15 protein-coding genes and 5 pseudogenes are annotated in these 26,816 nt (G+C 69.6%); 12 read left to right on the top strand and 8 right to left on the bottom strand.

What is annotated here, in order from left to right:
• Window positions 1-28: 28 nt before the first annotated feature.
• Both SM418_RS07435 and SM418_RS07430 read right to left on the bottom strand, forming a co-directional pair.
• Window positions 29-616 carry a hypothetical protein gene (locus tag SM418_RS07435; RefSeq protein WP_371939911.1) on the bottom strand — a complete coding sequence of 196 codons (588 nt, stop codon included), beginning with the start codon at window positions 614-616 and terminating at the stop codon, window positions 29-31.
• On the bottom strand, window positions 613-3,798 hold the full coding sequence (locus SM418_RS07430) for a CHAT domain-containing protein (protein ID WP_371939910.1): 3,186 nt from the start codon (window positions 3,796-3,798) through the stop codon (window positions 613-615). Before SM418_RS07430 ends, SM418_RS07435 begins: the two co-directional genes overlap by 4 nt.
• Window positions 3,799-6,536: 2,738 nt before the next feature.
• On the opposite strand from SM418_RS07430, the pseudogene SM418_RS07425 reads away from it, so the two are divergent.
• Window positions 6,537-7,580, top strand: a pseudogene (locus tag SM418_RS07425) (IS701 family transposase); the annotation flags it as partial.
• 1,028 nt (window positions 7,581-8,608) lie between these two features.
• On the opposite strand, the pseudogene SM418_RS07420 reads toward SM418_RS07425, so the two are convergent.
• A pseudogene (locus SM418_RS07420) lies at window positions 8,609-9,976 on the bottom strand (IS1380 family transposase).
• Window positions 9,977-10,329: 353 nt separating this feature from the next.
• Here SM418_RS07420 and SM418_RS07415 point away from each other — a divergent pair.
• Window positions 10,330-10,782: pseudogene (locus SM418_RS07415) on the top strand (transposase); the annotation flags it as partial.
• An 868-nt stretch (window positions 10,783-11,650) separates the two neighbouring features.
• Here the strand turns inward: SM418_RS07415 and SM418_RS07410 are convergent.
• Window positions 11,651-12,250 (bottom strand): annotated as a pseudogene (locus SM418_RS07410) (transposase family protein); the annotation flags it as partial.
• A 101-nt stretch (window positions 12,251-12,351) separates the two neighbouring features.
• Between SM418_RS07410 and SM418_RS07405 the strand changes: the two are divergent.
• The 9 genes from SM418_RS07405 to SM418_RS07365 all read left to right on the top strand — a co-directional run bounded on the left by SM418_RS07405 (window position 12,352) and on the right by SM418_RS07365 (window position 21,625).
• Window positions 12,352-12,786 carry a hypothetical protein gene (locus tag SM418_RS07405; RefSeq protein WP_371939908.1) on the top strand — a complete coding sequence of 145 codons (435 nt, stop codon included), beginning with the start codon at window positions 12,352-12,354 and terminating at the stop codon, window positions 12,784-12,786.
• Between the two features lie 32 nt (window positions 12,787-12,818).
• Window positions 12,819-13,217: a hypothetical protein gene (locus SM418_RS07400; RefSeq protein ID WP_371939907.1), complete on the top strand. Its 399-nt coding sequence runs from the start codon at window positions 12,819-12,821 to the stop codon at window positions 13,215-13,217.
• Between the two features lie 286 nt (window positions 13,218-13,503).
• The gene (locus tag SM418_RS07395) at window positions 13,504-14,130 is read left to right on the top strand and encodes a hypothetical protein (RefSeq protein WP_371939906.1); all 627 of its coding nucleotides are present in this window, start codon (window positions 13,504-13,506) and stop codon (window positions 14,128-14,130) included.
• Complete coding sequence (locus SM418_RS07390) at window positions 14,127-15,422, top strand: nucleotidyl transferase AbiEii/AbiGii toxin family protein (RefSeq protein WP_371939905.1); 1,296 nt, start codon at window positions 14,127-14,129, stop codon at window positions 15,420-15,422. The genes SM418_RS07395 and SM418_RS07390 overlap by 4 nt, the downstream gene beginning before the upstream one ends.
• A gap of 726 nt (window positions 15,423-16,148) precedes the next feature.
• Window positions 16,149-17,054 carry a phytoene/squalene synthase family protein gene (locus tag SM418_RS07385; RefSeq protein ID WP_371939904.1) on the top strand — a complete coding sequence of 302 codons (906 nt, stop codon included), beginning with the start codon at window positions 16,149-16,151 and terminating at the stop codon, window positions 17,052-17,054.
• A 1-nt stretch (window position 17,055) separates the two neighbouring features.
• Window positions 17,056-18,048 carry a phosphate acyltransferase gene (locus SM418_RS07380; protein ID WP_371939903.1) on the top strand — a complete coding sequence of 331 codons (993 nt, stop codon included), beginning with the start codon at window positions 17,056-17,058 and terminating at the stop codon, window positions 18,046-18,048.
• 171 nt (window positions 18,049-18,219) lie between these two features.
• Window positions 18,220-19,005, top strand: a complete 786-nt coding sequence (locus tag SM418_RS07375) for a carotenoid biosynthesis protein (RefSeq protein WP_371939902.1) — start codon at window positions 18,220-18,222, stop codon at window positions 19,003-19,005.
• Window positions 18,993-20,462 carry a phytoene desaturase family protein gene (locus SM418_RS07370; protein WP_371939901.1) on the top strand — a complete coding sequence of 490 codons (1,470 nt, stop codon included), beginning with the start codon at window positions 18,993-18,995 and terminating at the stop codon, window positions 20,460-20,462. Before SM418_RS07375 ends, SM418_RS07370 begins: the two co-directional genes overlap by 13 nt.
• On the top strand, window positions 20,459-21,625 hold the full coding sequence (locus SM418_RS07365) for a glycosyltransferase family 2 protein (RefSeq protein WP_371939900.1): 1,167 nt from the start codon (window positions 20,459-20,461) through the stop codon (window positions 21,623-21,625). The genes SM418_RS07370 and SM418_RS07365 overlap by 4 nt, the downstream gene beginning before the upstream one ends.
• Here the strand turns inward: SM418_RS07365 and SM418_RS07360 are convergent.
• Window positions 21,531-22,259 carry a glycerol-3-phosphate acyltransferase gene (locus tag SM418_RS07360; RefSeq protein ID WP_371939899.1) on the bottom strand — a complete coding sequence of 243 codons (729 nt, stop codon included), beginning with the start codon at window positions 22,257-22,259 and terminating at the stop codon, window positions 21,531-21,533. The genes SM418_RS07365 and SM418_RS07360 overlap by 95 nt on opposite strands.
• On the opposite strand from SM418_RS07360, the gene SM418_RS07355 reads away from it, so the two are divergent.
• Window positions 22,258-22,923, top strand: coding sequence for a spheroidene monooxygenase (locus SM418_RS07355; RefSeq protein ID WP_371940126.1), 666 nt, complete (start codon window positions 22,258-22,260; stop codon window positions 22,921-22,923). The genes SM418_RS07360 and SM418_RS07355 overlap by 2 nt on opposite strands.
• Before the next feature lie 50 nt (window positions 22,924-22,973).
• Here the strand turns inward: SM418_RS07355 and SM418_RS07350 are convergent, their stop codons facing one another.
• The 3 genes and pseudogenes from SM418_RS07350 to SM418_RS07345 all read right to left on the bottom strand — a co-directional run bounded on the left by SM418_RS07350 (window position 22,974) and on the right by SM418_RS07345 (window position 26,686).
• On the bottom strand, window positions 22,974-24,443 hold the full coding sequence (locus SM418_RS07350) for a phytoene desaturase family protein (protein ID WP_371939898.1): 1,470 nt from the start codon (window positions 24,441-24,443) through the stop codon (window positions 22,974-22,976).
• Between the two features lie 545 nt (window positions 24,444-24,988).
• Window positions 24,989-25,237, bottom strand: a pseudogene (locus tag SM418_RS37955) (IS982 family transposase); the annotation flags it as partial.
• 24 nt (window positions 25,238-25,261) lie between these two features.
• On the bottom strand, window positions 25,262-26,686 hold the full coding sequence (locus SM418_RS07345) for an aldehyde dehydrogenase family protein (RefSeq protein ID WP_371939897.1): 1,425 nt from the start codon (window positions 26,684-26,686) through the stop codon (window positions 25,262-25,264).
• Between the last annotated feature and the right edge of the window lie 130 nt (window positions 26,687-26,816).

Below are 26,816 nucleotides of genomic sequence, written 5' to 3'. Positions count from 1 at the left end.
TGGCGGTCGTGCGTCCTGGCGGGCCTTATCACGGCTGGGGAATGGAGGACTGCGGGTCGGCGGAGGCTGCAGGAGCCTGTGGGTCAACCTGACCCGGTGCCACGGTGGGGGTCTGCTGCTGGGGGTCCAACTGGCTGAAGAGCTGTCCCAGGTCCTGTAGAGGACCCGAAGTCCGGTAGTACTCGACCTTTTCGACCGTCTTCCAGGTTCCGTCGCGGTGGTACTCCGTGGTCTTCTCGACGCTTTTTCGGCCGCGTGTCGCCAGGAGGTAGGCGCAATAGATTACTGCGGCGGCGACGACGAAGACCGTCACTGTGGGGAGGCGGTTCTTGGCTCCCGACACGGCTTCGCGAACTAGGTCACGGGTGGCGGCATCCGCCCACAATGCTTCCAGGACCATCAGGTCACCGGCGAGTAGGGCGGTGCCGCTGGCCTGGAGCCCTGCCATGACGGACTGGACCGTCTCCGGGTCTCCGGTCACCTCCGTTACCCTCTCGACCATCTCTTCCTCGGGCAGGTAGTCCGAGAGGCTCGCCGCCAAATAGCGAACCGCGTGCTGCACCGTCACTGGGTCGGCCTGCTGATCGTTCAGAAAATTTGTAAGGCTCTCGGTCATCTCCAGTCCCCTTCCACTGTGAAACATGCGCCGCGCCATCTCGGCACGGTGGACTCCCGGGTCGTCTTGCGCAGCGCCATCGGCAGTGGGACGGCGTCCCGCAAGTGGAGGCGCAAGATCGAGGTGATCAGCGTTGCTGCGTCGGACGGAACCAGATCCCAGAACGGCGCCACGACCGCCCGTGTGCCGCGCAGCCGCATGGCCCCGTAGAGGCCCAGGCGCTCCCCCAGCCCTGCGATGTGGCTGGTACCGGACGAGCACGCGGCGGAGACCACCAGCGCGGGAGCCGCGGGCAGGCGGGCGGCGTCACGCCAGGACCAGCGGTGGGCGCGGCCGGCGGGGGAGCCTGCGGCGATCGCGTGCGTGGGCGGTAGTTGGCCGCCGTTTGCGATCATCAGCGCGATCTCGTGGTCTTCCGGGGCCACGTAACCGTGGCATAGCAGCACCGCCACATCGACGGTCGCGAGCAGAGCGCCGAGGCTAGCGTGGTCGGCGTTCGGCCCGTTTAGCCGGACGACCCGCAGACCCAACTGGGCGCTCAACTCCTGGACACCATCTGCGGCTGCCGATAGGGCGGCGACGGTGGCGTCGTCGTCCTCGGCGCCGGGTACCGTCACGACGCCGATCGACGCCGGTACCTTGGCAGGGGCCAATCGGGCGGCCAGGAGCGACGACCAGCTTGGCGCGTAGGAGACCGTCCAGGGCGCGTCGACCATGGCATGCGAGGGCACGCCGACGTACCGAGGGTGTTCAATGACAATCACGTGGTCGCCGGGGTCCGGATCCAGCATCTCCGTCAGGGTAGCGGCTTCGAGGCGGCGCCAGGGGTCGTAGGCGAACGGATCACCGGGATGGTCTGGCAGCCAGCCATTCAGCCGAGCCTTGAGCCCGCGCGCGACCCGGTCCAGCGGCGCGTCGGCGGGCAGCTGAACGGCAGCGGTCTGGCATGGGCCGATGGCGGGTATGGTCGTCTTGATCATGATCGGTTCGGAGCGGGCGAGGCCGAGCCACTCCAGGACGTGCAGGGTGGCTGTGCCGGGCCGCAAAGCCCCGATGACATCCTCGCCGAGTCCTTCGCCGAGCAATGCTGCGTCGATGAGTACCTGTCGGGTCAGCTGGGCCCGGCCGGCCGCGTCGCGCTGCAGCTCAGCGATAAGGCGAAGGATGTCCTCCTGGACGGGCCGGTTAGTCAGCGTCTCGGCGAGCTCGGCGAGTTCGCGCCGCAGAAGGGAGGTTGCGTCAAGGAGGAGCCCGACATGAGCGCCTTCACCAATCGTGCCGGCCAGCGCGGCCGGGATCCGCGCAAGCAGGGCCGCGCACTCTGCGACGTCCGAGCAGCGGGCCGCGTAGCGCGCAACTGCGGCCAGCGTGACGGCCTCGGGTTCGCCGACCTCGTTGCCGAGTTCCATCTCGGCCCGCCAATGCTCTTCGGCGCGGGGGTCATCCACGAGCTCCGCCAACCGAGCCGCAATGCTGTGGTGGACCCGAGCGAGCATCCCATCGCCGCGGGCCCGCGCGTTTCTGGCTGCACTGGCCAGCGCAGTGATGATCTGTACCGGGAGAGTCTCGCCGACCGCCTGCCCGGCGGCCGCGACGTTGCACCATGCGGACCCTGCGGCGCTGAGGGACTCTTCGTCGTCAGGGACACCCAGGCCGCGCAGCTCTGCGGTGATCTGTTCGAGATCGCCGTTTCGGATGACCTCCAGGCCAAGCCGGAGAGCGGTCAGGTAATCGCGCTGGGAGCGCCAGGGTCCGACAGCAAGGGGCTCTGCCTCCCGAACCGCTGCGAACACGTGGTCTCCGTCGCCTAGCGCGCTGTAAGACGCGATGAGCGACCGGAGTGTCTCCAGCCGCTCACCGCCCACCGTCCCGGCGAGCTGCGCTTCGAGTACCGTCACCGACTCGTCTGGTCGGCCGAGTCGGCGCAGCAGGAGCGCTCTGTTGCGGGCCAGCAGGCGACGGGTCGCGGCGTCATAGGCGAGGGGAGCCAGACAGTCAAGAACTTCCAAGGCGTCACGGGTCCGACCGACGATCCGCAACGCGTTGGACCGCTCAATGCCTATCGAGAGCTGAACGTAAGGGGAGACCGCCCCCTCTTCGGGCAGGGGTTCGTTGCCGACGCGAGCGAGGAATCGCAGTGGTGTCCGTACTTCCTTGCATGTTTCGCCGAACCTGGCGAGCAGTAGCAGCGAGGTGTCGGGGTCCTCGGCATGGTGCGCTAGGAGCGCGTCGAGGACCTTCTCCAACTCGTCGAGCCGTCCCGCAGTCCCCAGCGCTACGGCCAGAAGTGAGAAGGAGTTGGCGAGCCTGTGATCGGGGCTCTCGCCGCTCCCGGGCCCCAGTTCCTTGACCATCTCGGTAACCGATCCGTTCGGTCCGCCGCCCGACCGGGCCATGTAACCCATGGCGCTGTGAAAGAGTCCTCGATGCCCCAGGTCGGCGCAAAGCTCGGGGAGATGGGCGAGCAGGTCTGTGTCGGCAAGACCCCCTCCGATCAGCCTGCGGTTCACAGCCTGCCAGAGAGCAGCGAACTCCAGCGTCGGCACGACCTCGGCGGGAGGGAGGGCGAAACGCTCAAAGAAGCTGTCGGTCATCTTCCGCCGCCTGAGCTCGAAGCCGACGTAGTCCTCGGCCCACTGGTAGGCGTGGGGATTCGGAACATTGGCGGCTAGGCATGCGAACGCATAGACCGCTTGCACGACATAGCGTGCCTCATCGGGCAAGTCGCCGCTTATCTCGGCAACCTTCTCGGCGGTTCTCTCGGGAACGGTCGGCAAAAGCACACCGGGAAGAAGTAGTCTTCTAATCTCTTCATGCAGGGAGGTGGACTCATCGACCATGACCGCCGGTGGGATCGCGACGAGCAGTTCCTGCTGGAAGAGTGCCAGCCTTTCGAAAATCACCTCGGGGGTGCTGGCACCACTGACCTTCTTGCCCGCGCTACGGGGGGCGGCGACGACGAGTGCGATGCCGGGCAGCTTCTTTGACGGGATTTGGGACAGAAGAGCGATAAGCGAGGCGTCGATCGAGCCCAAGTGTGCCATGAGCCAGCCCACACGTTCATCACCGTCCATGGTGAAGTACTCATTAAGCCGCAGGAGACGCGGTCGAAACCGGGCGACGACCGCCTTCCTGAAAGCATCGAGCGACAGGTGCGCGATGAAGCCACGGTCGCCGAGCACCTCTCTGACTTCGTGAGCGCCAGCGCCCGGCAGAACGTCCGCTACATCCCGTTCGGCGCAACCGTCCCAGACTAAGTAGGTAGGACGGAAGGACAGCCCCCCGCCGCACAGTCGGCACACGGCGTTGAGAGAGGAACCGGGAAGGCTCGAAAGCGTCGCCGGGTCCCCCAGATCGATGACGACCAGCCGCGCCGTCCGCGGAACCTCGCTACCACAATGCCGGCACCTCCGTTCCACAGCCACCGAGCGCGCCCCCTCATGAGTCCCAAATATTCTGCACAAAGAGCGGAGCGGAACCCAGGTTTTGGCAGAATACGGCCTTTGACAGGCTCCCTAGGGAGACCTGATTGCTGTGACCTGGAAGAGAGCCGCAACACCGTCCACCGGTTCGTGTGGGCAGCCGACCTCGCCGTCGAGCCCGACCTGTGCCCTCTGGCCCCACAATGGCACCGGCAGACGTCCCATAGACCTCCAGGGCTATGATGCCTACCTGCGGGAGCGCCGGTTCCAGCGATGCACCCCCGGCCGACGGCGCCACCAGGAACTGCGGGACCTGGCGTATCGAGGTGCCTTCACCGCGGTCCACCAACACCTCCAACCCTGGTGGATCAGCCGCCCCGCACCCGCCGCCTCACGGCCGCCGACGGTCTGTCCAGCCACCGCCTGGTTCCCGGCAGTCCGCCCCCTGAACCGCAGGCGACCAGCACCGCCTCGACACCCTCTGCGGCGGCTTCGTCTCGGGGTCCTGACTGAATCCGCGACTTCGCCGAGACGTTGGGGCAGCGCCAGGGATGGCGCCTCCCAGCGTGGATGCAGTCGACGCTGTCACCGCCAACTCAGCCTGCCCTACAGCTCCGGCTCCGTCGAAGACACGTCAACTGCATCGAAATGGATCGGCTGAGAACGGCTACCGCTACCTGGTACAGGTCGTGGCACCACGCAACCGAATAATGCACTCGCGCTGCACCCTAGTGTCGTCGGGCGGTCATCCAGGGGCACAGCGAACGGGTTCATGGTCCTGGCCACGCTCAGTTGGCTCGGCAAGATCCGTAGGATCTTAAGTCTCGCCCAGCAATCGCCTGCGTGAGCGGCTCCAACTCGGGCGCCGTGCGATCGAATCTTCGTCGGCCGCCTGACACTCGTCTGCGAGCGCCTGGCCGTGCTCGTCATGGTTTCGATGTCGGGACTTCCAGCGCCGCCCCTGCGGGAGAGGGCTGTATCACCTGACCGCCCTCCGCGGGTTGCCACTCACCAGGGCTCCAAGGTGGGAGAGCAATCGTGGTGAGCTTCGGGCCACTACATATTGAACTGCGGGAGCCAGTTTCGGGAGCCACCGCAGTCAGGCTCCGATCGACTCAACGCGACGTAGTCAGAGCGTTTTTGCAGGTGAGAGGCTCCCCGGTCGACTCGGATCGACCTAGATCGACTTGCCTGCTTTGCTTCACACCGAAGAGGTCACTGGTTCGAACCCAGTATCGCCCACCTTTTGCCAGGTCAGAGGCTTGCTTGGATGAAGAGCATGCCTCTTTGGCGTTGTCGCAGCACCGAAGAGGTCACGGGTTTCGGTCCAGCAGTGCGCGGCCTCGCTCCCGCAGGGCGGCTTCTTGGGCTCCGGTGGCGGCCACTGGTGGCCCGGTGGGAGGAATTTGGGAGATCCTGCTTCTCCCACCGCGAACGAGGCCACAAGAAGACCGTGCTACCAGTCACTCTGCGCGGTCGAAGTCGGGTTGAGTGCTCGCCGCATGTCCGCTAAGGAACCACGAGCCGGGTGGCCTGGAGTCTGCCTTGCGGCATGCCCGACGGGCCGGTGTGCAGGGGGCCTGCGTCCCGCTTTTGGTCGGGTGCAGATAGCAGGTCACCTGGATCGTCTGGAGGCGTCGCTGCTGCAACGTCGAACCGTCAGACCCGTCCCGAACGGCCCGGTCCGCGAAACCGGAACGGACTGCCGAGAGGGCTGCGGGAGACCTCTGTTTCTCCGCTTGGGGCGGTGAGCGAGCCTCCGTGGAATCGCTGGTTACTCGCTGCGTAGAGGACGTTTGAGGTGCGTACCAGAGTGTTCATGGAATCCTCCGATCGTTTTGCTGATGAGCAACAATGAAAGCCTGAAAATTCAGGTTGTTAAATGAGGATAACGTTCGCTGGGCACAACTGACCAGCAGTGCGTTGCGGCTGCTGAGCACTGAGGGTGCGTAGGGAACCCCGGTCCAGGGGTGAAGGCTTGAGTTGTCGCTGGTGGCTACTTGTGTTGATTGTCAGGAACACTCGCTGGCAGGTGGGTCCTGGCGAGGATAAGGGTGTCCTCTTAACACCTATCTAAAGATGGGGAGCAGGCGCTCGCGGTGCCGCGCATTGATCCCGACTTTGGTCTTCGTGATCATAATATTCCTGGGCTACTGGATGCCATCATTCCGGGATCGGGCCGGATCGTTGGGTAGGATGGATTTGATGAGTCGTTACGATCTTGCAAGTGAAGGGCGTCGCCTGGGGCGGCGCCCGTCGGAAGACCCGATCGCCCTGCTTGGGTTGCTGGTGGTCACACCCGTGGCGGACGGGGTGGAGTACGCCCAGCGTCTTAGTACTCCAGCCGCACTTGGAGATCTCGGTCTGATCGAGGCCGGGACGTAAGACGGCCACCGCTGTGATCGTGTGGGTGTGTGTGAACCAAACGATCGGCGGTGGCCGTGCCGCCTACTGTAGAAGATGTCGACCCGGCCGGGTGGGTTGATGGGTTCGATGAGCTGTTTGCGCAGGTGGTGGCTCCGTTCTTCGGCCGTCGGGAGCCGCGGTTGCGGGCCCGGTGGTATCTGCTGGGACTGTTGAGCGCCCTGGAGCGCAAGAACGGCTGGTCACTGGCGGAGTTCGCCGGGGACACGCGGCCGGACGGGATGCAGCGGCTGCTCAACCACGCCCGCTGGGACGCCAACCAGGTGCGGGACGCGCTGCGGGCGCAGGTGGCCGAGCGGCTCGGTGACCCGGGCGGGGTGCTGGTGGTCGACGACACCGGGTTCGAGAAGAAGGGCCACCGCAGCGCGGGGGTGCAACGCCAGTACACCGGAACCGCAGGAAAGATCACCAACTGCCAGATCGGGGTGTTCGCCTCGTATGCCAACCCCGACCAGCAGCGGGTTCTCATCGACCGGGAGCTGTATCTGCCCGAGTCCTGGTTCGCCGATCCCGACCGGCTCGCCGACGCCGGCGTCCCCGAACACACGCGGTTTGCGACCAAACCGGAACTGGCCTGGCGGATGATCGAACGCGCCTGCGATGACCCGCTGCTGGTGTTCGGGTGGCTGACCGGCGACGAGGCCTACGGCGACAACACCGCGCTGCGCCAACGCTGCACCGCCCGCGGGGTGAACTATGTGTTCGCGGTCTCCTGCGACCACTCTGTCGTGCTCGGCGGCGCCCGCACCAGGGCCGACGCAGCCTTCGCCGGCCTGGACCAGACGGCGTGGCAGCGGGTCTCGTGCGGGGACGGCGCCAAGGGCCGCCGCTGGTACGACTGGGCGTGGATCGGCCTGGACGACCACCACGGCCAGCACCAGTGGATGCTGGCCCGCCGGTCGATCAGCGACCCCACCGACCTGGCGTTCTACCGGTGCGCAGCGAACCGGCCGGTCGGATTGCCCGAACTGGTGCGGGTGGCCGGATCCCGCTGGAGCATCGAGGAATGCTTCCAAGCCACCAAGAACGAGGTCGGCCTGGACCATTACCAGGTCCGCAAGCACACCGCCTGGTACCGGCACATCACCCTGGCCATGGTCGCCCACGCCCACTTGGCCTTTCTGGCCGCCGGGCCACCCCCAGACCCCGGCGACACCGACGATGGCGAGGCCGCCGACCTCGCCACACAGGGGGCCCGCCCACCAGGGACGATCGCATTCCAACGACGCGGACGGGGACGAACCCGACGAGCTGGTCCCGCTCACCGTCAACGAGATCCGCCGCATGCACGCCCAACTCCACCAGCCCCGGCATCCACCCCGACACCGAATCCACTGGTCACGCTGGCGACGCCGCCACCAAGCCCGCGCCCGCCGCAGCCACTACCAACGACAACGCCGCCTCATCGATCACTAAATGCGGCTGGAGTACTAACACGCACGAGGACGGATACATCAAGTTCACTTTTAGGCGATCTGAGTTTGAAGAGCACTTTGGTGCGGGCCTAAAATATGAGGGCGGCCCAGGCCTTGAGTGGGAGATTTCCCACGAAAAAATTGGTCTCTTCAATCAGTTGACGATGTCGAGAGATTGGCTGTGGGCTCCTTGGTAGAAACATCAGACATACATGATCTTGCGCCCTCCCAGTGGCCCCAGATGGACCCTGACTTGGTCGGGTGTGTCGTCGAGGTTAGGATCCGGTGCGTTCATGCCTTCGGAGTTGGCGTTGACCTACCTAATCAAGGAGGGTACGGACACGTCAATTCGCCTCGCGTTACGGACGGACGATACACGGTCGATGAATTTTCGCGCCATATAGGTGAAATGAGGATGGCGCTCGTGCTGGCAGTGGAACCGGGGCGTCAGGCGACGCTGACGATTCGTCCGTCTGAAGTTCCGAAATCTTGATCCGGGCTGGGTCGAGGAATAGTCAATAACTGTGGATCGGGGAGCAATAGTCAAGACCTGTGGATCAGGCTCTTAGCCTCGATCTTTCGTGAGGTCGGTTGGGCCGCGGAGCGGCCCAACCGACCTTTGTCTTTCAAGGGCCGGTCAGCCGCGGGGCCCGACTGTCGCGTCGGGTGGGCGGGGTTCCACGGGCCCCCGAGAGTCTCCTTCCTGGTGTTGATGGGGCGGTTCGTGCTGGTCAGGGCGCCGGGAGCATCTGCAGGCGTCCGATCGCGGTAGTGATCAGGCCGATCCAGGGCCAGTGGCGGGCCAGCCGGAGCCGGAGCCGCCGTCCACCCCGGGCCAGCCGGGCGGCGGCCGAGAAGACGCGCAGACGCAGGCGTTTGGGTTCCCAGCGGCGGGCCGGATGGTCCTTGAAGGCGAGCATCTGGGCCCAGGCGGTCAGGTCGGCGGCCAGCGCCACGAGTTCGAGCCAGATCTGGTTGGTCGCTGCGCCGTGCAGGGGCAGGTTGCGCAGCCCGGTGTCCTTGGCGCAGCGGATGCGGTCCTCGGCCCGGGCCCGGCGGCGGTGACGCAGCTCCAGGTCGGCGAGCTACCCGCGCCGGGTTCCGGTGACAAAACAGGTGAAGCGGTGTCCGTTGATGTCGGTGAAGCGCAGTTGGGCGCCGGGGTGGGGTCGTTCGCGGCGGACGATGACCCGCATCCCCTTCGGCCAGCCCGTCAGGTCGAGCATGCCGGTCAGCTCGGCCACCCACGCCCCGGGGCGGGGCTGCCGGTCAGCGTCGTAGGCGCACTGCCACACGTGCTCGGGCAGGGCACCGATCGCGGCGCAGACGTCGTCGGTCAGGTTGAACCCGATCGAGTACTTCAGCCGCCGCCGGGAGACCCAGTCGAGGAAACCGTGGGTGCCGCCGCCCGCGTCGGTCCGGATCAGCACTTGTTTGTGCAGGTGGGCGGGGATCTGCTGCAGGGCCAGGCGCCCGGCGGCGATGTGGTCGTCGGCGGTGTTGGACCCGGCGTTGCCCGGCCGCAGCACCAGCGCGGCGGCCTCACCAGTCCCGCCCGCACCGTGGTCGATGAACGCGCACATCGGATGGAACCCGAAGGTCCGCTTCCACGTCGGGGCGGCGTATTCCTTCTCCGAGTGCGCCAGCACGATCGTGGCGTCCAGATCCACCGGGATCAGGCCCCCACCCGTCCCGGGGGCGTGCTCGCCGGCCAACTCCCAGACCCGCGCACGCGCGGACGAGCGGGCCCTGCGGATCGCCCGCAACGCCTGCGGGCCGGCCTGGGCCAGAGTGGTGACCAGCCGCGACACCGTCGGATCCGACGGCACCGGCCCAAACAGCTCCGGCTCGGCCCGCAGGATCGCGATGTCGGACAGGCAGCCCCCGCCCAGCGCCAGCATTATCGCCAGGTCCGCGATGACCTTGCCCGGATCATGGATCGCCCGCGGCCTGCGCCAGCGTTCCAGACCGGCGGAAAGCGCCTGATCGAGCCCGGTCGCACGAAGCGTTTCAGTCAGCAGCAGCCCGCCGGCCTGCCCGACGATCCCGGCCCCGTCCGAAGACACCACGAGCCTGGCATGACGACCTGTAGTCTTCACGTGAAAAGTGCCTTCTGGACTGGTGCGGACAGGACCTTCGACAAGCCCTATCCTCCCAGCTCGAGGGAACTTTTCTTGTCTAAACGGTCACTCCCGACTCGCTGTCCGGTGAAAGCCCGAGGTTAACTGGACACACCCGTCTGACGCCGGGAGCATTGTCCGAGCAAGTGCGTCACCGGACGCTTATTTTCGGTAGACGTTATCTCCGCCCGATGTTCGGGGGAGTGTCTAATTAACGGCGGACCCGATGATCAAGGAGACGCCAGGTGACCGACACCATCGTTGGAGACGAGTCCGGTGAGCAGCCGGTCCAGGCGCCGCAGGGTGCGGCGTCGGAGGAGCAGTTGATCGCGATGCTGGTGGACCGTGCTCGGACCCAGGGGTTGCAGTTGACCGGTGAGGGCGGGCTGTTGCAGCAGCTGACCAAGCGGGTGCTGGAGTCGGCTCTGGAGGGCGAGATCACCGACCACGTCGGCTATGACAAGCATGACTCGGCGGGCCGGGGCAGCGGCAACAGCCGTAACGGCACGCGGGCCAAGACGGTGCTCACCGACGTCGGCCCGGTCGAGGTCAGGGTGCCCAGGGAGACCGGGGGCACCTTCGAGCCGCAGATCGTGCGCAAGCGGCAGCGCCGGTTGGCCGGGGTGGAGGAGATGGTGCTGTCGCTGTCGGCGAAGGGCCTCACACACGGGGAGATCAGCGCGCACCTGGCCGAGGTCTACGACGCCCAGGTCTCCAGGCAGACGATCTCGACGATCACCGACAAGGTCATGGACGGCATGGCCGAATGGCAGAACCGGCCCCTGGGCCGTGCTTGAGTTCTATCGGTGGTTGCGAACGCCCTGGCGGGAGAGCGTTCGGATGCCGAGGTACGCCCCGAACAAGATGCCGCTGTCGGTGAAGAAGAGGTACTTCGAGCTGCTGAGGGAGGGACGCAAAGGTGCGGCGGGGCGAGGGCGGGTCACGTCCAGAGGATTAGTTGCATGAGCGACTACTCAGTGCTAGATCTGTCGTCAGCCTGCGAGCTGTTAACCGTGGGAGATCACAACAGACCTGATCTTCTTCAAGGCGCGCCGTGCTGCGCTGAAGTATTGTGTCTGACCTGCGGTGATGTTGGTAAGCCAGATATTTGAGGCGTGATTGATCGTGTTCACACCGAAGAGGTCACTGGTTCGAACCCAGTATCGCCCACCCCTTACCCCACAGGCCCTCCCGCACATCAGCGGCAGGGCCTTCCTGGTCCACTGGGGCAGATTTGGGGCATGATCTTGCCCCACCTCAAGTGTGTTCACGAGATCGCCGCCCATGCCGCTCACTGTGCGTAGCAGAAGGCGCGGTGATCCGTCCGGACCACCGCGCCGCGACCTGCCCTCAGGCGCTTCGCAGGGAGGCCACCGGCCCCTGCTTGTCCCTCCTCGCGGCTAGGAGTTCGGAGAGGATCGAAAGCGACGATCCCGGCGCCATTTCCGCACACTCGTCGAGAGCCTGTTCCCAGGCTCCACCTACGAAGGTGTCGCCCGGTCGATGGCCGAATACAACGACGACCTCGGAGGGCCCAAATACCAGGACATGTACTCGGTGCTGCCGCTAAGCGGTCCGCAGAACGAAGCGGCGGGGCGTGCGCTGTGCTCGTTCTACAACGACGACCGGATCCTCAACATGGATCCCTACCACTTTGAAGCCCTTGTCGGCGATCAGCAGTAGGCCCGGCCGGTCGGCCACCAGCTCGGCGTCGACCTCCAGCATCGCCGCCAGCACCTCCCTCTCGTCCAGCTTGGGATCGGCCAGCGCCCACATGATCGGCATCCCGGCCGGAGTGCACGCCAGATACAGCCGCAGCCCCCAAAAGAACCTCGAATGCGAAGCGCAGTAGCCGTAGCCGGCCCAGCCGGCCAGCTCCGACCGCTTGACCGTGGGGCGGGACCGGCCGCACTCCACCGGGGTCGAATCGGCGATCCACACATCGTCCAGCCAGAAGTCGGTGTCGGCCGCCAGCATCCGGATGGCCCGTTTGAACAGCGGCAACGCCGCTCTCAGCCGCTTGTTGTAGCCGGGACGCTGCGGCAGATACGGAAACATCCCCGTCAGGCGGGAGGCGACGAACCGCAGCCACCGGGCCTCGGACCTGCAGCCCAGCAGCGCCTGAGCAACCGCCAGACACAGCAGTTCGGAATCGGTCAGCTTCGGCGGGCGGCCCAGACACCGGCTTCCTCCCAACTCGTCATCGATCTTCACGTACAGTGCGGTAACGAGGGTGTTCAGGTCTGTCGTCACAAACGGATCTTGGACACCCTCGCTTGCGTCCGGGACCGAAACTTCGGAACTACTCGTCTAGGCCCCGCCCCCAGCCAAGCCGGAGGAGAACAGGCCACGCCATGCCCGCAACCAACTCTGCCGAATACCGCACCAGTGCCGACCCCGTGATCTTCGGCATCGGCGTCGACGCCGAGTACGACTACGGACCGGTCCCGCAGCCGTCACCACACGGCTGGTTCGGCGCTTGCGAGCACGAGATCACCATCCGCGTCGCCCACCCCGACCAGGTCGCCTACCCTCTGCTCCTCGAAGCCTGGGACAGCGAACCCCCCACCCCCGAGCTGCTGCCCGACGTCGAAGGCACATTCCTGCTGAACATCTCCAGCGGCTCGCTCGGCGTCAACGAAGGCGGCGGAGGGTTCGAACCCGAGGTGATCAGCCTCGAGCCGGGCAAGTACTACGTGCGGATCAGCGGATACGGCCGTGACAGCGGCACCAGCGCCGATGACGGCGAAGAACGGTACCTCGCACAGATGTGGCCAACTGGGTGGTAGGCGCCCTCCAGCGCACTCGCGAGGTCGGCCAGATGACCGGCCGGCTCCTCCTCCAGCTCCAGCGCTGCCAGCACCCGCGGGCGGGCGGCCTCCCAGCCGGCGCCTTCCAGCAGGCGGGCCCGCTCTGGGACGAGCTTGAGCGCGCCTACGAGTGGTGGCTTGATTCCGGCGAGCCTTGGTTCGAGGCGGGTCCGCCTTCGGTGACGGCCGAAGAGCAGACCGTCAGGCTGGATTCACCAGCCCCCTGGTTCCCTGTCCCCGGCTCCATCACCTCTGGACTCCTCCTACCGTCGAACCTCAGCAGGGACGAAGAGGCAGTAGCGGCCACAAGCAGCAGCCAGCTGTTGTGTAGGGAAACCGGCCTGCCCGATGAGGGGCAGGCCGGCCTGGTGCAGTTCCTCGCGCGTGCCTGGGGCACGCGCGATCGTTGATCACACACCCTCCGTCTCGAAGACGGTGGGTGGGGTGCGGCAGAGCCAGGATGTGGCTCCGTCACTCTTCCCAGTCCCCGCGGTCGGCGGAGGCCATCAGCGCTTCGACCACCTCGGCGTGAGAGGCGTTGAAACGCTCGCTCCTTTCGGAGGTGTACATCCACGGGGGGATGCCCGTAAGGCAGACCTCCAGGGCCTCCTCGTGCGAGTGCCGGGGGTACTCGCAGGACCGCCTGGCCGGGAATTCGGATGCCCGTACGCAAAGCGGTCTGGGATCATCCGGTTCATGCAACTAGCCGGCGACTTCGAGGCGCATTTCACCGTGCGGTGCTACGGTGACGCCGACATCGAAGCCCTTGCCTGCTATGCCGACCACCACGGACTGAAATTCGCTCACATCGTGCTCGACCGTGGCCGTGTGCCGTCCCAGCCCATGCTGACGCTGCGCATGAAAGGCACCTTCACCCAGGCCAGGTCCAAGGCCGAGCACACCGCCGACGCGCTGCGTGTCGACGGCTTCCTGGTGAGCAGGACGAAGATCGAGGCGGCCCCCTGGAACGAGGGCGTGCCCGCGTCCGATGCCGAGGCCGACGGCCTGTGCTATTTCGAGCACCACATCAAGCTCCTGCTCGACCCCGGCGACGACACCGCGGCCCTGGCCGAGACCGTCGTCCCGCGCTGCGCGCACCTGTCGCGCAACGCACGCCGTGTCCGAGCGGACGGCAGGTCCGAGCGGTTCGTCACCCAGCGCTGTCATCGCGTCGGCGCGCGGACGGCTGGGCAGCGCCTGGACGCGCTCACCTCCGTGCTCCGCGCCAGCGGCCACCACATCGCGTCGGTGGAACGCGAGTTCGTGGTGTTCGACGGAAACGCCTCCCTCGACGACGGATGGATCACGGAGGGCGCGCCATGACGGGCAGATGGGATGATCTTGGATTCGGCCCCTGGCCGGACGACGCGGAGGTCCCGCACACCCCACCCGACGACCGGACGCGCGGTCGCCTCGGCCTGCCCGCGACGCTGCGGCCCGTGCCCGGCGCCGTCCAGCGGCCGGTGTTCGACCCCGCACTCAAACACCTCACCAAGGCGATGCGGACGGGTGAGCCGCAGTTCGCGTCTGTCAAGGAGGGGACGCGCTGGTACGCGGCCCGCCGCCGCGCGGTCGGCCATGTGCTCGCCGCGATCTCCCACTCGCGGTGGGTGGACCACCTCGTGCTGCGTGGCAGCGTTCTGCTGCGCGCCTGGTACGGCGAGGCCGCGCGCGAGCCCGGCGACCTCGACTTCGTGGTGGTGCCGCCGTCCTGGCGCATGGCCGAGCACCGCACGCGCCAGATGCTGGACGGCATCGCCGAGGCCGCGGCCGAGGCGTCCGAGTACGAGCAGGTGCGGCTGGACGCGGAGAGCACGGTCGTCGAGGACATCTGGACCTATGACCGCGTTCCAGGGCGCCGCCTCCTCCTGTTCTGGCAGACCGACGGCCTGCCGAGCGGCACAGTGCAACTCGACTTCGTCTTCGGTGAGGAGCTTCCCGTCCCGCCCCAGCCGACGCCGATCTCGTGCGCGGACTACGGCGATTCCGTGATCCTGAACGCCGCCACACCGGAGCTGTCGCTGGCGTGGAAGCTGCTGTGGCTGTTCGACGACCCGTACCCGCAGGGCAAGGACCTGTACGACGCCTGGCTGCTGGCCCGGCACGTCACGCCCCCGTTCCGGCTGCTGACCGACACGCTCGTGGCCGCGAACGCCTCCTTCGCGCGGCGGCTCCCTTCAGCCGAACGGATCATCGGCCTGGACGCCGACTGGAGCGAGTTCCGCAAGGAGTATCCGGACGTGCCTGGCGACGCCGCCGACTACCTGCGGGAGTTGGCCGACGCCCTGACACCCGCCCTGGCCGAGGTGTCGCAGCTTCCCGATGACGGGTACGGGCGCTGCGCGGAACTCCTGCGCGACCGGATCACCCGGCTCCGGCCGCTTCTCTCCGAACAGGGTCTGCCCGCCGTTCAGACGCGGCTGATGGAGGACCAGGTCCCGTTCGTCGAGGCGGTCGTCATCACCTGTGAGCTGCTGGGACGCGACGCGCACGGCCTGGACGACGTGGCCCGGATGGTGTTGGACGCCCGCGCGAGCGCTGGATCGGGAGAAGCGGCCTACTACCGCCGCAACCCCAAGAACCTCAAGGAAGACCTGCGCACCCTCCGGCGATGATGGCGACAGCCCCCTGCGGACGATTTGACGGTCGCGATAGCTAACCGCTAGCTATAGCAATCGACTGGAGGGACGGGCCGTGCAGGGCATCGTGCTGGCGCTGCTGGTCGCCTGCGCGAGGATGCGCTCCACATCGCGGCCCCCCACGATCTCGACCATGCCGTGTCCCCGAAGGCCACCGTCGCGCCATCGATCGCGGCCGCGTTGGTCATCTTCCGCGCGGCCACGGGCAGGATCGAACCACGATCGCCCGGGCTCGCTGAGCCCATCCGCTGACAGCCGGACCGATCCGTCTAGGCTGTCGGCCGCCCCCAGGAACACGAAGTCCTCATCGTCGCTCGGCACTATCGGAGTGTGACCGCCAAGCGGTCAAGACCCACTGTGAAGCGCCCCGGGTCGGATGGAGGCTCGTTTCCCTGACGCGCCGGAACTACCGCCGGACGTTCCCGGCGCCGACCTGCGAGCGGGGTCCGGGTGGCGAAATAGACGCGTGTGCGGCCAGGAGCGCTGCACGCGCCGTCGTCAACGTGCGCTCAGCAGGCAAAGTTCCGTTGAACACTCGCTTGCGCGTCACGTCGCCGGGTAGGACGCGGCCGACAGGAGGGGGAGGGTTCGCCGGTAACGCGTTACTTGGTGGTCTTGCGGAGGTTTGCACCCGATCGACCGTGGTGCGCCGCAAAACAGAGCAGGACCCGACCGGCGACGAGGGAGAACAGAGGCCAGTCGATGACGCTGACCGCGAGCTACGAGTACTGCCGCCGCCTCAACGCCCGCCACGGGCGCTCCTTCTACCTTGCCACCCTGCTGCTGCCCGCGTGGAAGCGCAGGCACGTGCACGCGCTCTACGGTTTCGCCCGCCATGTCGACGACATCGTCGACGAGCGCGGGACCACCGCACCGGTCGGACGGGGCGCGGCGCTCGACGAGGTGAACACCAGGCTGAACAGCTGTCTGGCCGGTGAGCCGGTCCGGGATCCGGTCCTGCCGGCCTTCGTGCACACCGTGCGCTCATTCGGCGTCGAGCAGGCCGACATAAACGCGTTCCTGCGGTCGATGCGCACCGACCTGACCGTCACCCGGTACGGCACCTATCAGGATCTGCTGACGTACATGGAGGGCTCGGCGGCCGCCATCGGCCTGATGATGCTTCCCGTCCTGGAGACGGTGCCGGGCGCCGAGCGCGCCGCCCGGGAGCCCGCCCGCGAACTGGGGCGGGCCTTCCAGCTGACGAACTTCCTCCGGGACGTCGCCGAGGACTTGGCCCGCGGCCGGGTCTACCTGCCGAAGGAGGACCTGGCCGAGTTCGGGGTCACCGAGGAGGACCTCGCCGCCGCCTCGAGCGGCCGTGCCCTGCGCGACCTGGTGGCCTTCGAGGCGGTCCGTGCCCGCGACCACTACCGTCGCGCCCTCGACGGTGTGGAGTTGCTCGTGCCGTCGTCCCGCCCGTGCATCAGGGCCGCATGCGAGCTGTACGGCGGCATCCTGCGGCAGATCACCGAGGTGGGCCATGACGTGCTGGTGGCGCGTGCGCGGGTACCGCGCCGCCGGCGAGCGGTGATCTTCGCGCGGCACCTGCTGGCCGCGTCCGCCGCCGGCCGCGCCGAGCGCCGCACACCGTCCGAGGCGGCCTGACATGGCCGGTGAGCGACCGGGCGGGGTGCCCCCGGTGGTGCTGGACGCGATGGGCGGCGACCACGGGCCCGCCGAGACGGTTCCCGGAGCACTGTCGGCGTGCCGCGAGCACGGAGTGCCGGTGACCCTCGTGGGCCGGGCCGAGGAGCTGCACCGCGAACTCGGGCGGTACGGCGGCTTGGGCGAGGTCGGCGTGGTGCATGCGGACGGCGTCGTGCCCATGGCCGAGCGCGGTGCGGGGGCGGCCGCTCAGCGGACGTCCAGCCTGATGGCCGGATGCGAGCTGGCGCGTCGAACGGGCGGCCCGTTCGTCTCGGCCGGTTCGAGCGGTGCGGTGGTGACGTGCGCGGTCCGCGCGTTCGGCAGAGGGGAGGGCGTGGTGCGTCCGGCGTTGGCGGTGGCGTTGCCGACGCTGACCGGTTCGACGGTGCTGATCGACGCCGGGGGGACAGCCGACCCGACTCCGGAGATGCTGGCGCGGTTCGCGCTGCTGGGCGCCTCGTACGCGCGAGCCGTCCTTGGCGTGGCCGACCCGTCGGCCGGGTTGCTGTCCATCGGCGCCGAACCGGGCAAGGGCAACCGGCTCGTCCGGGAGGCCGCCGTCCGGCTGGCGAACCTGCCCGTTCGCTTCCACGGCAACGTCGAAGGCCACGACGTGCTCGCCGGGGTCGTCGACGTCGTCGTGACGGACGGTTTCACCGGCAACGTCGTGCTGAAGAACATCGAGGGCTGCGTCCGCACCACCCTCGAACTGGTCGCGCGGGCCGGCATCGCGCCGCCGGAGCGGCTGGCTGAGGTCGCGCGGCTGTACACCGCCGACACCCACGGTGGCGCGGCGCTGCTGGGGCTGAACGGGACGGTCGTCGTCGCGCACGGCTCTTCGGCCGCCACCGCGATCGCGCGGGCGTGCGTGGTGGCGGCCGACCTGGCCGCCGGCTCGCCACCGGTGAGCGACCGCGACGTGAGAACGGCGAGGTCGTCATCAGCGCGCTGAGCTCCGACGGCCTCCCACCGGGGCGGCGGAGGGCGGATGGGCCGATTCCCGCCGACCTGCGGCGAGTCAGGTGTCCGCGAGACGGGTGAGTCCCGAAGGAGAAGTGTGGAATCCATGCGTGGCGCTCCGGCCGCAAGGCCCGTGCGGGGCGGACGAGGACCGTCCGGTCCGGTGATCGCGGGTGCCGGCTGCCTGGCGGCGATGGTCGCGGCACAGGTGGCGTCGGGGGTGAGCGCGGACCCGGTGCGGTTGACCGGTCCGGTGGTCGGTCTGATGGCCGCGGGAGCCGCCTGCTTCGTGGCGTCGCGGCGGGGACCTCGGCGTGCGGCCGGGGCTGCGGGCGCGGTGGCGGCGATCGGGTACGCGGCGGAGTGGGCCGGTGTGCGGACGGGTGTCCCGTTCGGGAGGTACACCTATACGCCGGTGCTGCGTCCGCAGGTGGGCGGTGTCCCGGTGGCGGTCGCGGTGGCGTGGGCGGGCATGGGCGCGGCATCGCACGCGGTCGCGGCCACGCTCGTCCCGGCAGGGCGGACGTGCACGCGCATGGCGGTGGGAGCCGCGGCGCTGACGGCGTGGGATCTGTTCCTGGATCCGCAGATGCTGCGCCAGGACCTGTGGAGGTGGGCGGACGGCGGGGCCTACCGGGGCGTGCCGGTCAGCAACTACGCCGGGTGGCTCGGGGTGTCGGCGCTGCTGATGGGCGTGCTGGAGTCGATCGTGGGGTGGGAGCGCGACGCCCCCGGGTCGCTGGTGGCGCTGTACGGAGTGATGGCGGGCATGGAGACGCTGGGGTTCGCGGCGGTGTTCGATCCGCCCGACCGGCTCGTCGCGCTCGCCGGCGGGTCGGCGATGGGATTGTTCGCGGTTCCGGCTGCGGTGGCGGCGTTCCGGCGCCGACCGGCGCGGAGCCCGCAGCGTGCGGGAAGAGCGGCCTGGAGGCGCGGATGGCGGAGGTGATCGTGGTCGGCGGCGGGGTCGGCGGGATGGTCGCCGCGCTGCTGCTGGCGCGCGGCGGCCACCAGGTCCGGTTGCACGAGAAGCTGGCGCGGCTGGGCGGCAAGCTCGCCGAGCGCGAACGGGACGGTTTCACGTTCTCGCTCGGCCCGTCACTGCTCACCCTGCCGGGCCTCTTCCGGGAACTGGGCATCGACCGCGAGTTCGTCCGGCTGGACGAACTGTGCCGGTACCGCTTCGCCGATGGCGCGCGACTACGCGCCTTCCGCGACCCCGCCCGGATGGCCGCCGAGGTGGACCGGCTCGCCACCGGCCAGGGTGCCGCCTGGCGAGCGTTCCACAGTTGGGCTCAGGGCTGCCTCGCGGCGTCCGAGCGCACGTTCTTCGCCGGCCCGGTGGGCCGTCCTCCGGACGGGGCCCGGCTCGGAGATCTGCTGGCGGTCGCCCCCGGGCGGACGCTGCACGGCCTGGCGCGGCGCTTCTTCACCGACCGAAGGCTGCAGCAGTACGTCGGGCGTTACGCCACCTACGCCGGGTCGAGCCCGTACCAGGCGCCGGCCGCGCTGGGCTGCGTCCCGGCGATCGAGCACGGGGACGGCGGATGGTACGTGCCGGGCGGCCTCGCCCGGCTCGCCGGCGATCTGGCGGGGCTGCTGGCAGCGGCGGGGGTGGAGGTCCGCACCGGCAGCGAGGTCACCCGGATCCTGGCGGACGGCGAGTCGGTCACGGGCGTGGTCCTGGCGTGCGGTGAGCGGGAGGAGGCGGACGCGGTGGTGGTCAATGCCGACGCCGCCGCGCTGTACGGTCGGCTGCTCCCCGACCGGCGGAGGGTGCGCAGGATGGCCCGTCTGGGGCCGTCCTCGTCGGCGCTCCTGATCCTGGCGGCCGTCGAGGGACGGACCGACGGGCTGCCGCACCATTCGGTGCTGTTCTCGGCCGACTACCGCCGCGAGTTCGACGACATCTTCCAGCGCCGCGTGCCGCCGCGGGACCCGACCGTCTACATCGGCTGCTCGGCGGTGGACGACCCGTCCCAGGCACCGCCCGGGGCGGAGAACCAGGTGATGCTGGTCAACGTTCCTGCGGGAGATCCCGGGCGATGGCCGATCACGCCGGAGTCCTACGGGGAACTGGTGCTGGAGCGGCTGGCGCGGCGCGGGCACGACCTGGCGGGGCGGCTGCGGTTCGTGGAGTTCTTCACCCCCGCGGATCTACGCGACCGGTATGGCGCGCCGGGCGGCGCGATCTACGGCACCGCCTACGGGGGCCGGACCGCGCCGCTGCACAGGCCGGGCAACCGCGGGCCCCGGCGCGGCCTGTACCTGGTGGGCGGTTCGACACACCCGGGCGGCGGGCTGCCGATGGTCGCGATGGGAGGCCGCATCGTCGCGTCCCTGCTGGAGCGGGACTTCGCCGCCCCCGGCGCGGCGGCGGCCGGTCGCGGGGGAGTCCGGCGGTGAGGGCGCTGACCGCCGCCCAGTCGGTGGCGGCGCTGGTGGTGGCGGCCCGGCTGGCGCGGGGCCGGCACCGCCCGCCGCCGCTGACCTCCTCCCGCGGCGTCCCGGCGGAACCGATCTCGGTGGTGATCCCCGCCCGAGACGAGGAGGACCGGATCGGGGCGTGCCTCGCGCCGCTGCTGGCCGATCCGGCGGTTCGGGAAGTCATCGTGGTGGACGACAGGTCCACTGACGGCACCGCGCGGCGGGCCGCCCGGGCGGGCGCGACCGTCGTCTCGGGCGCTTCGCCGCCGACCGGTTGGGTGGGGAAGCAGTGGGCGCTGCACCAGGGTGTGCAGGCGGCGGCCGGTCCCGTGGTGGTGCTGCTGGACGCCGACACCCGTCCCAAGGTCGGATTGTGCGCGAAGCTCGCCGAACTGCTGGACACCTGGGATCTGGTCAGTGCCGGTCCCCGGTTCGTCACCGGCGGCGCAGTCGAGCAGGCGCTGCACGCCGCGTTGCTGAGCACGCTGGTGTACCGGTTCGGTCCGCTCGGCCCAGCCGCGAAGTCTCCGCACCGCCTCCTGGTCAACGGCCAGTGCATGGCCTTCCGCAAGGCGCCGACGGTGAGGGCGGACGCGTTCGCCCGCGTCCGCCGCCACCTCACCGACGATGTCGCGCTGGGCCGGTTGCTCGCGCGGGACGGCTGGAGCGTCGCGTTCGTCGACGCGGGCGCGCTCCTGGAGGTCGACATGCACACCTCGGCCGCCGGCGTGTGGCGCGAGTGGGGGCGCTCGATCGCGTTGCGGGACGTCACCGCGCCTGCCCGCCTCGCCGGTGACCTGGCAGTGGTGTGGCTGACGGCGGCGCTGCCGGTCCTGCGGCTGGCCGGGGGACGGCCGACACGGCTCGACCTGGCTCTGCTCGGGCAGCGGCTCCTGCTGACCGCTGCCCTTCGCGGCAGCTACCGGGAACCGGGCCTCGGCCTGGCGCTCTCACCGCTGCTGGACCCGGTCGCAGCGCTGCGGCTGGCGCTGTCCGTGGCGCGCCCGCAGCGCACCTGGCGCGGGCGAACCTACGGACGCGACGCGGTCAGCCCCGCCGGGCTCGCCGCCCGCCCCGGCGATCCGAGCCCCGCCGGGCCGCGCGGCCTGCGAGAGCGGCCTGGCCGAAGCGCAGTCCGATGAGGGACATCAGCGCCCCGGTGCCGGCCACCTGCTTCGCCGGAGCGAACAGCAGTTGCAGTGCGGGGAGCGAGAACACCGCGACGCGCGCGCCCCGGGCGAACGAGCGCCCGCCGACGCCGGTCGCGGCAAGCAGCCCGAGACCGAGCCCGAAGGCGGGCGGGCAGATGACCGCGAAACCGCCGACGAAGGTCAGGACGCAGCGCCCGCCCTTCCGCCCGGCGAACAGCGGCCACGCGTGGCCTGCCATCGCGGCGCCCACCGCCGCGTACACAGGCAGGACCCCGGACCCGGTGACCGTCCCGAGGCGGCCCGGCCGGCTCCCGCCGGCCGCGCGCCCCAGGAGGCCGGCCGCCGTGCCCTTCAGCAGGTCGCCGGCGAACACGGGCGCGGCCGACCGCCCGCCCACGCGTTGCATGACGTTCCAGAAGCCGGGGTTGCGGTCGCCGACCGAGCGCGGGTCGAACCCGTGCGCGCGCCCGACGAGCACCGCGACCGGCACCGAGCCGAGCAGGTAGCCGCCGATGACGGGCACGAGCAGAGATCTCACAGTAGGGGACGTCCCACGCGGGGACGCCTCGGGCAGCGGTGTCATCGCCTCGTTCCACCTCATCAGGTACGCGGGTGTGGACGCCATGAGGTACATGGCGTTCGACCGGCCCGAACTGCGCGCCGCACGCGGGCTGCGGTTCTGGCGGCTGCTGGGCACCGGCCGGGGCCGGTCCATGAGCCTGGGGGCCGACCTGCGCCGCTGGGCCCTGTTCGCGGTCTGGGACGGCGCGCCGGCACTGGACGGATTCCTGGAGCGCTCGGCGATCGCCGCGCGCTGGCGTGCGGAGGCCGAGGAGTCGTGGCACGTGCGCCTGGCGCCTCTGGCCTCGCGCGGCCGCTGGGGCGGCCGCGACCCGTTCGGCTCGCCGGCGGTCTCCCCGCAGGTTGCCGGCCCGCGCCGTCCCGGTCCCGTCGCCGTCCTGACCAGGGCCTCGATCCGTCCGGCCCGGCTGGCGGCGTTCTACCGGTCGATCGCCGGCGTGGACCGGGCGCTGCGGCGCGCGGACGGCTGCGTCGCCTCGATCGGGGTGGGGGAGTGGCCGCTCGCCCGGCAGGCGACGTTCTCGCTGTGGGAGGACGAGGCGGCCATCGCCCGCTTCGCCTACGGGGAAGGCGCGCACCGTCACGTCATCGCGCGGGTCCGCGATGAGGACTGGTACGGCGAAGAACTGTTCGCACGCTTCGCGCCCTATGAAAGCCAGGGCACCTGGGACGGTCGCGACCCGCTGCGCGACCGGGGCCACGGTTGAGCCCGCCGCCCGGCTGCTCTCGCGTGCGGGACGTCCCAGGCGCGGCTCCGTCACCGGCCGCCCTCCAGGATCCGTGTGGCGGCCAGCCTCCCGGAGATCAGGGCAGGTGGGACGCCGACTCCCGGAGCGGTGTACATCCCGGCGAAATGCAGGCCGGGAACGCGGCGGCTCCGGCCCGAGGGCCGCAGCCACGCCGTCTGCCGGAAGCGGTGGTCCAGGGCGAAGGGAGTGCCGGCCGAGTGGCCGAGGCGTGCCCAGGCCGGTGGATCGAAGGTGATACTCGGCGCCGCGGACAGGTCGCCGTAGCCCAGGTCGGCGAGGCGGCTCAGCATCCGCTGCTCCAGCCGCGGCGTGAGACGCCCCCAATCCGCCCCGGAGGCCAGATTGGGGGCGGGCTCCAGCACGCTCAGCGTCGCGTGACCGTCAGGTGCGGCGGTGGCGTCGCCGCTCGGGCAAGTGATCAGCAGGCTGGGGTCGGCCTGCGGACGTCCGGACGCCAGCGCGGCGAACGTCGCTGCCCACTCCCGGCCGAAATGCAGAGTGTGGTGCGCCCGACCCGGCGGCCGGTGGTTCAGACCGAAGTGCATGACCAGGCAGGACGGTGAGTAGCGCGGCCGCCGCAGCCGCCAGTCGCCTGCCGCCTCCGGCAGGAGGCCGGTGTGGGCACGCACCAGATCGCAGGCGATCACCGCGTGGCCGGCGGTGATGCGCTCCCCGGTGTCGAGGCGGACCGCCGACACCCCGGACGGACCGGTCTCGACGCGCTCCGCGCGCACGCCGTACCTGAGGTGGGCGCCGGCCTTCTCCGCCGCCGCGGCCAGGGCTGCCGGGATGGCGCGCATACCGCCTTCGACCGGGAAGTAGACGCCGCCGACGGTGTCCATATGGGAGACGGCGGCGTAGATGGCCAGCGCCCTGTCCGGGGCCAACCCGACGTACAGCGCCTGGAAGGTGTGCGCCCTGACGAGCCGCTCGTCGGTCAGCTGCGCGGACACGAACCTGTCCATGCGGCGGAATCCCCCCGCCGCCGCCAGCCTCAGCAGCGCGGCGGGACGGGCCATGGCGCGCAGCCGGGTCATGTCCGCGTCGATGAACGACGACCATTCCGCGTCGAACATCGCGCCGAGCCGCCGCCGGAACCGCAGGTACCGAGCGGCCTCATGCGGTCCGCACAGGGCCCGCACGTTATCGGCCATCTCCTGCGCGCCGGCCACCACGTCCAGGTGGGAGCCGTCGTGGAAGGCCATCCGGTAGAACGGGTCCAGACGGCGGAGCGGCAGCGAGTTCTCGACGTCCTCCCCGGCGGCGCCGAGCGTGTCGGTGAGGACGTCCGGCATGGTCAGCACCGAAGGGCCGGTGTCGAACCGGTAGGGCCCGAGGCTCGCCGAGCCGCAGCAGCCCCCCGGCTCGTCCCGGGCCTCGACCACCACCACCTCACGGCCCCGGGCCGCCAGATGGATCGCCGCGGACAGGCCGGACAGGCCCGCGCCCACCACGACGACCGGACCAGTCGCCGCCATCAGCGGGGCTGCGGCGAGCCGCCGCGCTCTGGCCGAGGGTGGCTCGAGAACGGTTCGCGGCGCACTGTCTCCTCCATTGCCGTCCGTAGGTTCTGTCCAGTTCTTCGGGCCGGTGCGGCCGAGCGGTTGCAGACCGTCCTGGCAGGCCGGCGGTCGCAGGGGAGCGACGGTGGCCGTCCAAGGCCGGACGGCCCGCGTGCCGTAAGTCCACTGTCTGCCCGATGCGCAGCCGGAGCGGGTCCCGGCGTCCTCGCCGCAGCACGAGACCGCTCACGAGCTGGTCGAGGACGCCCCGCGCCCGCCAGGCGATCGGGAAGGAGCACGAGCCGCGTTCCCCGCCGGTCCCTTCCTTCTGCCGGTCTGCGGGCTGCCCGCGTTCCGGCATGGCCATCGCATCACCGCCGTTGGTCAGCCTCGCCCGCCGGTCGGACGCTGCCTACCCGGGCTCCGGCGCTCACAAGCGCACGGGGACCGGATTTTGCCGTAGCCGGGGGCGACGAGGTGATCGGGACTGTCCGTCCAGGTGGCGGGGGCGGGATGATGCTCTCCGATGGGTCCGCGCCCCGAGAGGTGCTGAAGGGCGCCTCGGCAGTGGTGACCACATCAGCTCGGCGCCCCAGTAGAAGGCGTGACGCGATTCGTCCATGCCGTAGCCGCCGATCTCACCCAGCGGCGAACGGTGCATGGTGGTGCGCGAAGCGCCACACCGCAGCGGGGGCCGTCATCAACCGCAGCCGGTCGTGCCAGGACGGAATCCGCCACACCAGCCACATCGCCGCGCCGAACGGTGTCGGCGGGCGGGACGGCCCCGCCGCGTGTCAGGCGTCGTGGCCCATGATGGCCTTGATCTCCAAGAACTCGTCGAGGCCGTACTCGCCCCATTCGCGGCCGTTGCCCGACTGCCGGTAGCCGCCGAACGGCGCGTTGAAGTCGAGCGGGGCTCCGTTGAGGTGGACGTTGCCGGTGCGGATACGGCGGGCCATCGCGCGGGCGCGCTCGGTGCCGCCGGAGATGTACCCGGACAGGCCGTAGGGGGTGTCGTTCGCGATGCGCACCGCGTCGTCGTCGTCCTCGTAGCCGATCAGCACCAGCACCGGCCCGAAGATCTCCTCGCGGGCGATCGTCATGTCATTGGTGACATGGGAGAACACCGTCGGGCGCACGTAGTACCCGGTTTCCAGACCGTCCGGCTTGCCAGGCCCGCCGGCCTCGACCCTGGCGCCCTCGCCGATGCCCTTCTCGATGAGCTGCTGGATCCGGCTGTACTGGGTGGCCGACACCACCGGGCCGATCGTGGTGGTCTCGGCGCGCGGGTCGCCCACCACGATGTTCCGGGCCGCCTCCACGGCGATCGCGGCGGCCTCGTCCATACGGGCGGCCGGGACGAGCATCCGGGTCGGGGCGTTGCAGGACTGTCCGGAGTTGGTGCACAAGCCCGCCATGTCCCGGGCGATGACCTCCGCGAAGTCGGCGTCGTCCAGGATGATGTTGGCGGACTTGCCGCCGAGCTCCTGCGCGACGCGCTTGACGGTCGGGGCGGCCGCACGGGCGACCTCGATGCCGGCGCGGGTGGAGCCGGTGAACGACACCATGTCGACGCCCGGGTGCGCCGCCAGCGGCGCGCCGACGCCGAGGCCGTCGCCGTTGACGAGGTTGAATACACCTGCGGGCACGCCCGCCTCGTCCAGTATCTCGGCGAACAGGACCGCGTTCAGCGGCGCGACCTCCGACGGCTTGAGCACCATCGTGCAGCCCGCGGCGAGGGCCGGTGCCACCTTGCAGGCGATCTGGTTGAGGGGCCAGTTCCACGGGGTGATGAGTCCGCAGACCCCCGCCGGCTCGCGCACGACCAGGGTGGTCCCCATCTGCCGCTCGAACTCGTAGTCGGCCAGCACCGCGCGGGTGGCGGCGATGTGCCCCAGGCCGGCGACCGCCTGCGCCGCCCGCGACAGCGACAGCGGCGCGCCCATCTCCCGGCTGATGATGTCGGCCAGCTCCTCCATCCGCCGGCTGTAGACGGCGATGATGCTGTCGAGCAGGTCGAGGCGTTCCTGCTTGCTGGTCAGCGAGTAGGACTCGAACGCGTCCTTGGCCGCGGCGACAGCGGCGTCCACGTCGTCCGCACCGCCCATGGCGATGGACGCGATGGGCTCCTCCGTGGCGGGGTCGATGACCTCGGCGGTCCGGTCGGTGCGCGGTGCGACCCACTGGCCGCCGATGTAGAACTGCTGGACGTGGTCCACGGACTTCCTCCTTGGGCGCGGCGTGCTCCGGGCCGCCGGCGACAGCACCGAACCCGGTTCTACTCACTTCCGGGCCTCAGCATAGGCCGCCCACCGCCTTAAAGACCATGAAGTGAGGACTTCTTCGCGC

Source organism: Actinomadura chokoriensis (assembly GCF_041463665.1).
GTDB classification, from domain to species: domain Bacteria; phylum Actinomycetota; class Actinomycetes; order Streptosporangiales; family Streptosporangiaceae; genus Spirillospora; species Spirillospora chokoriensis_A.
Note: the sequence above shows the minus strand (reverse complement) of the source record. Positions and strands in the feature narration are given on the sequence as shown.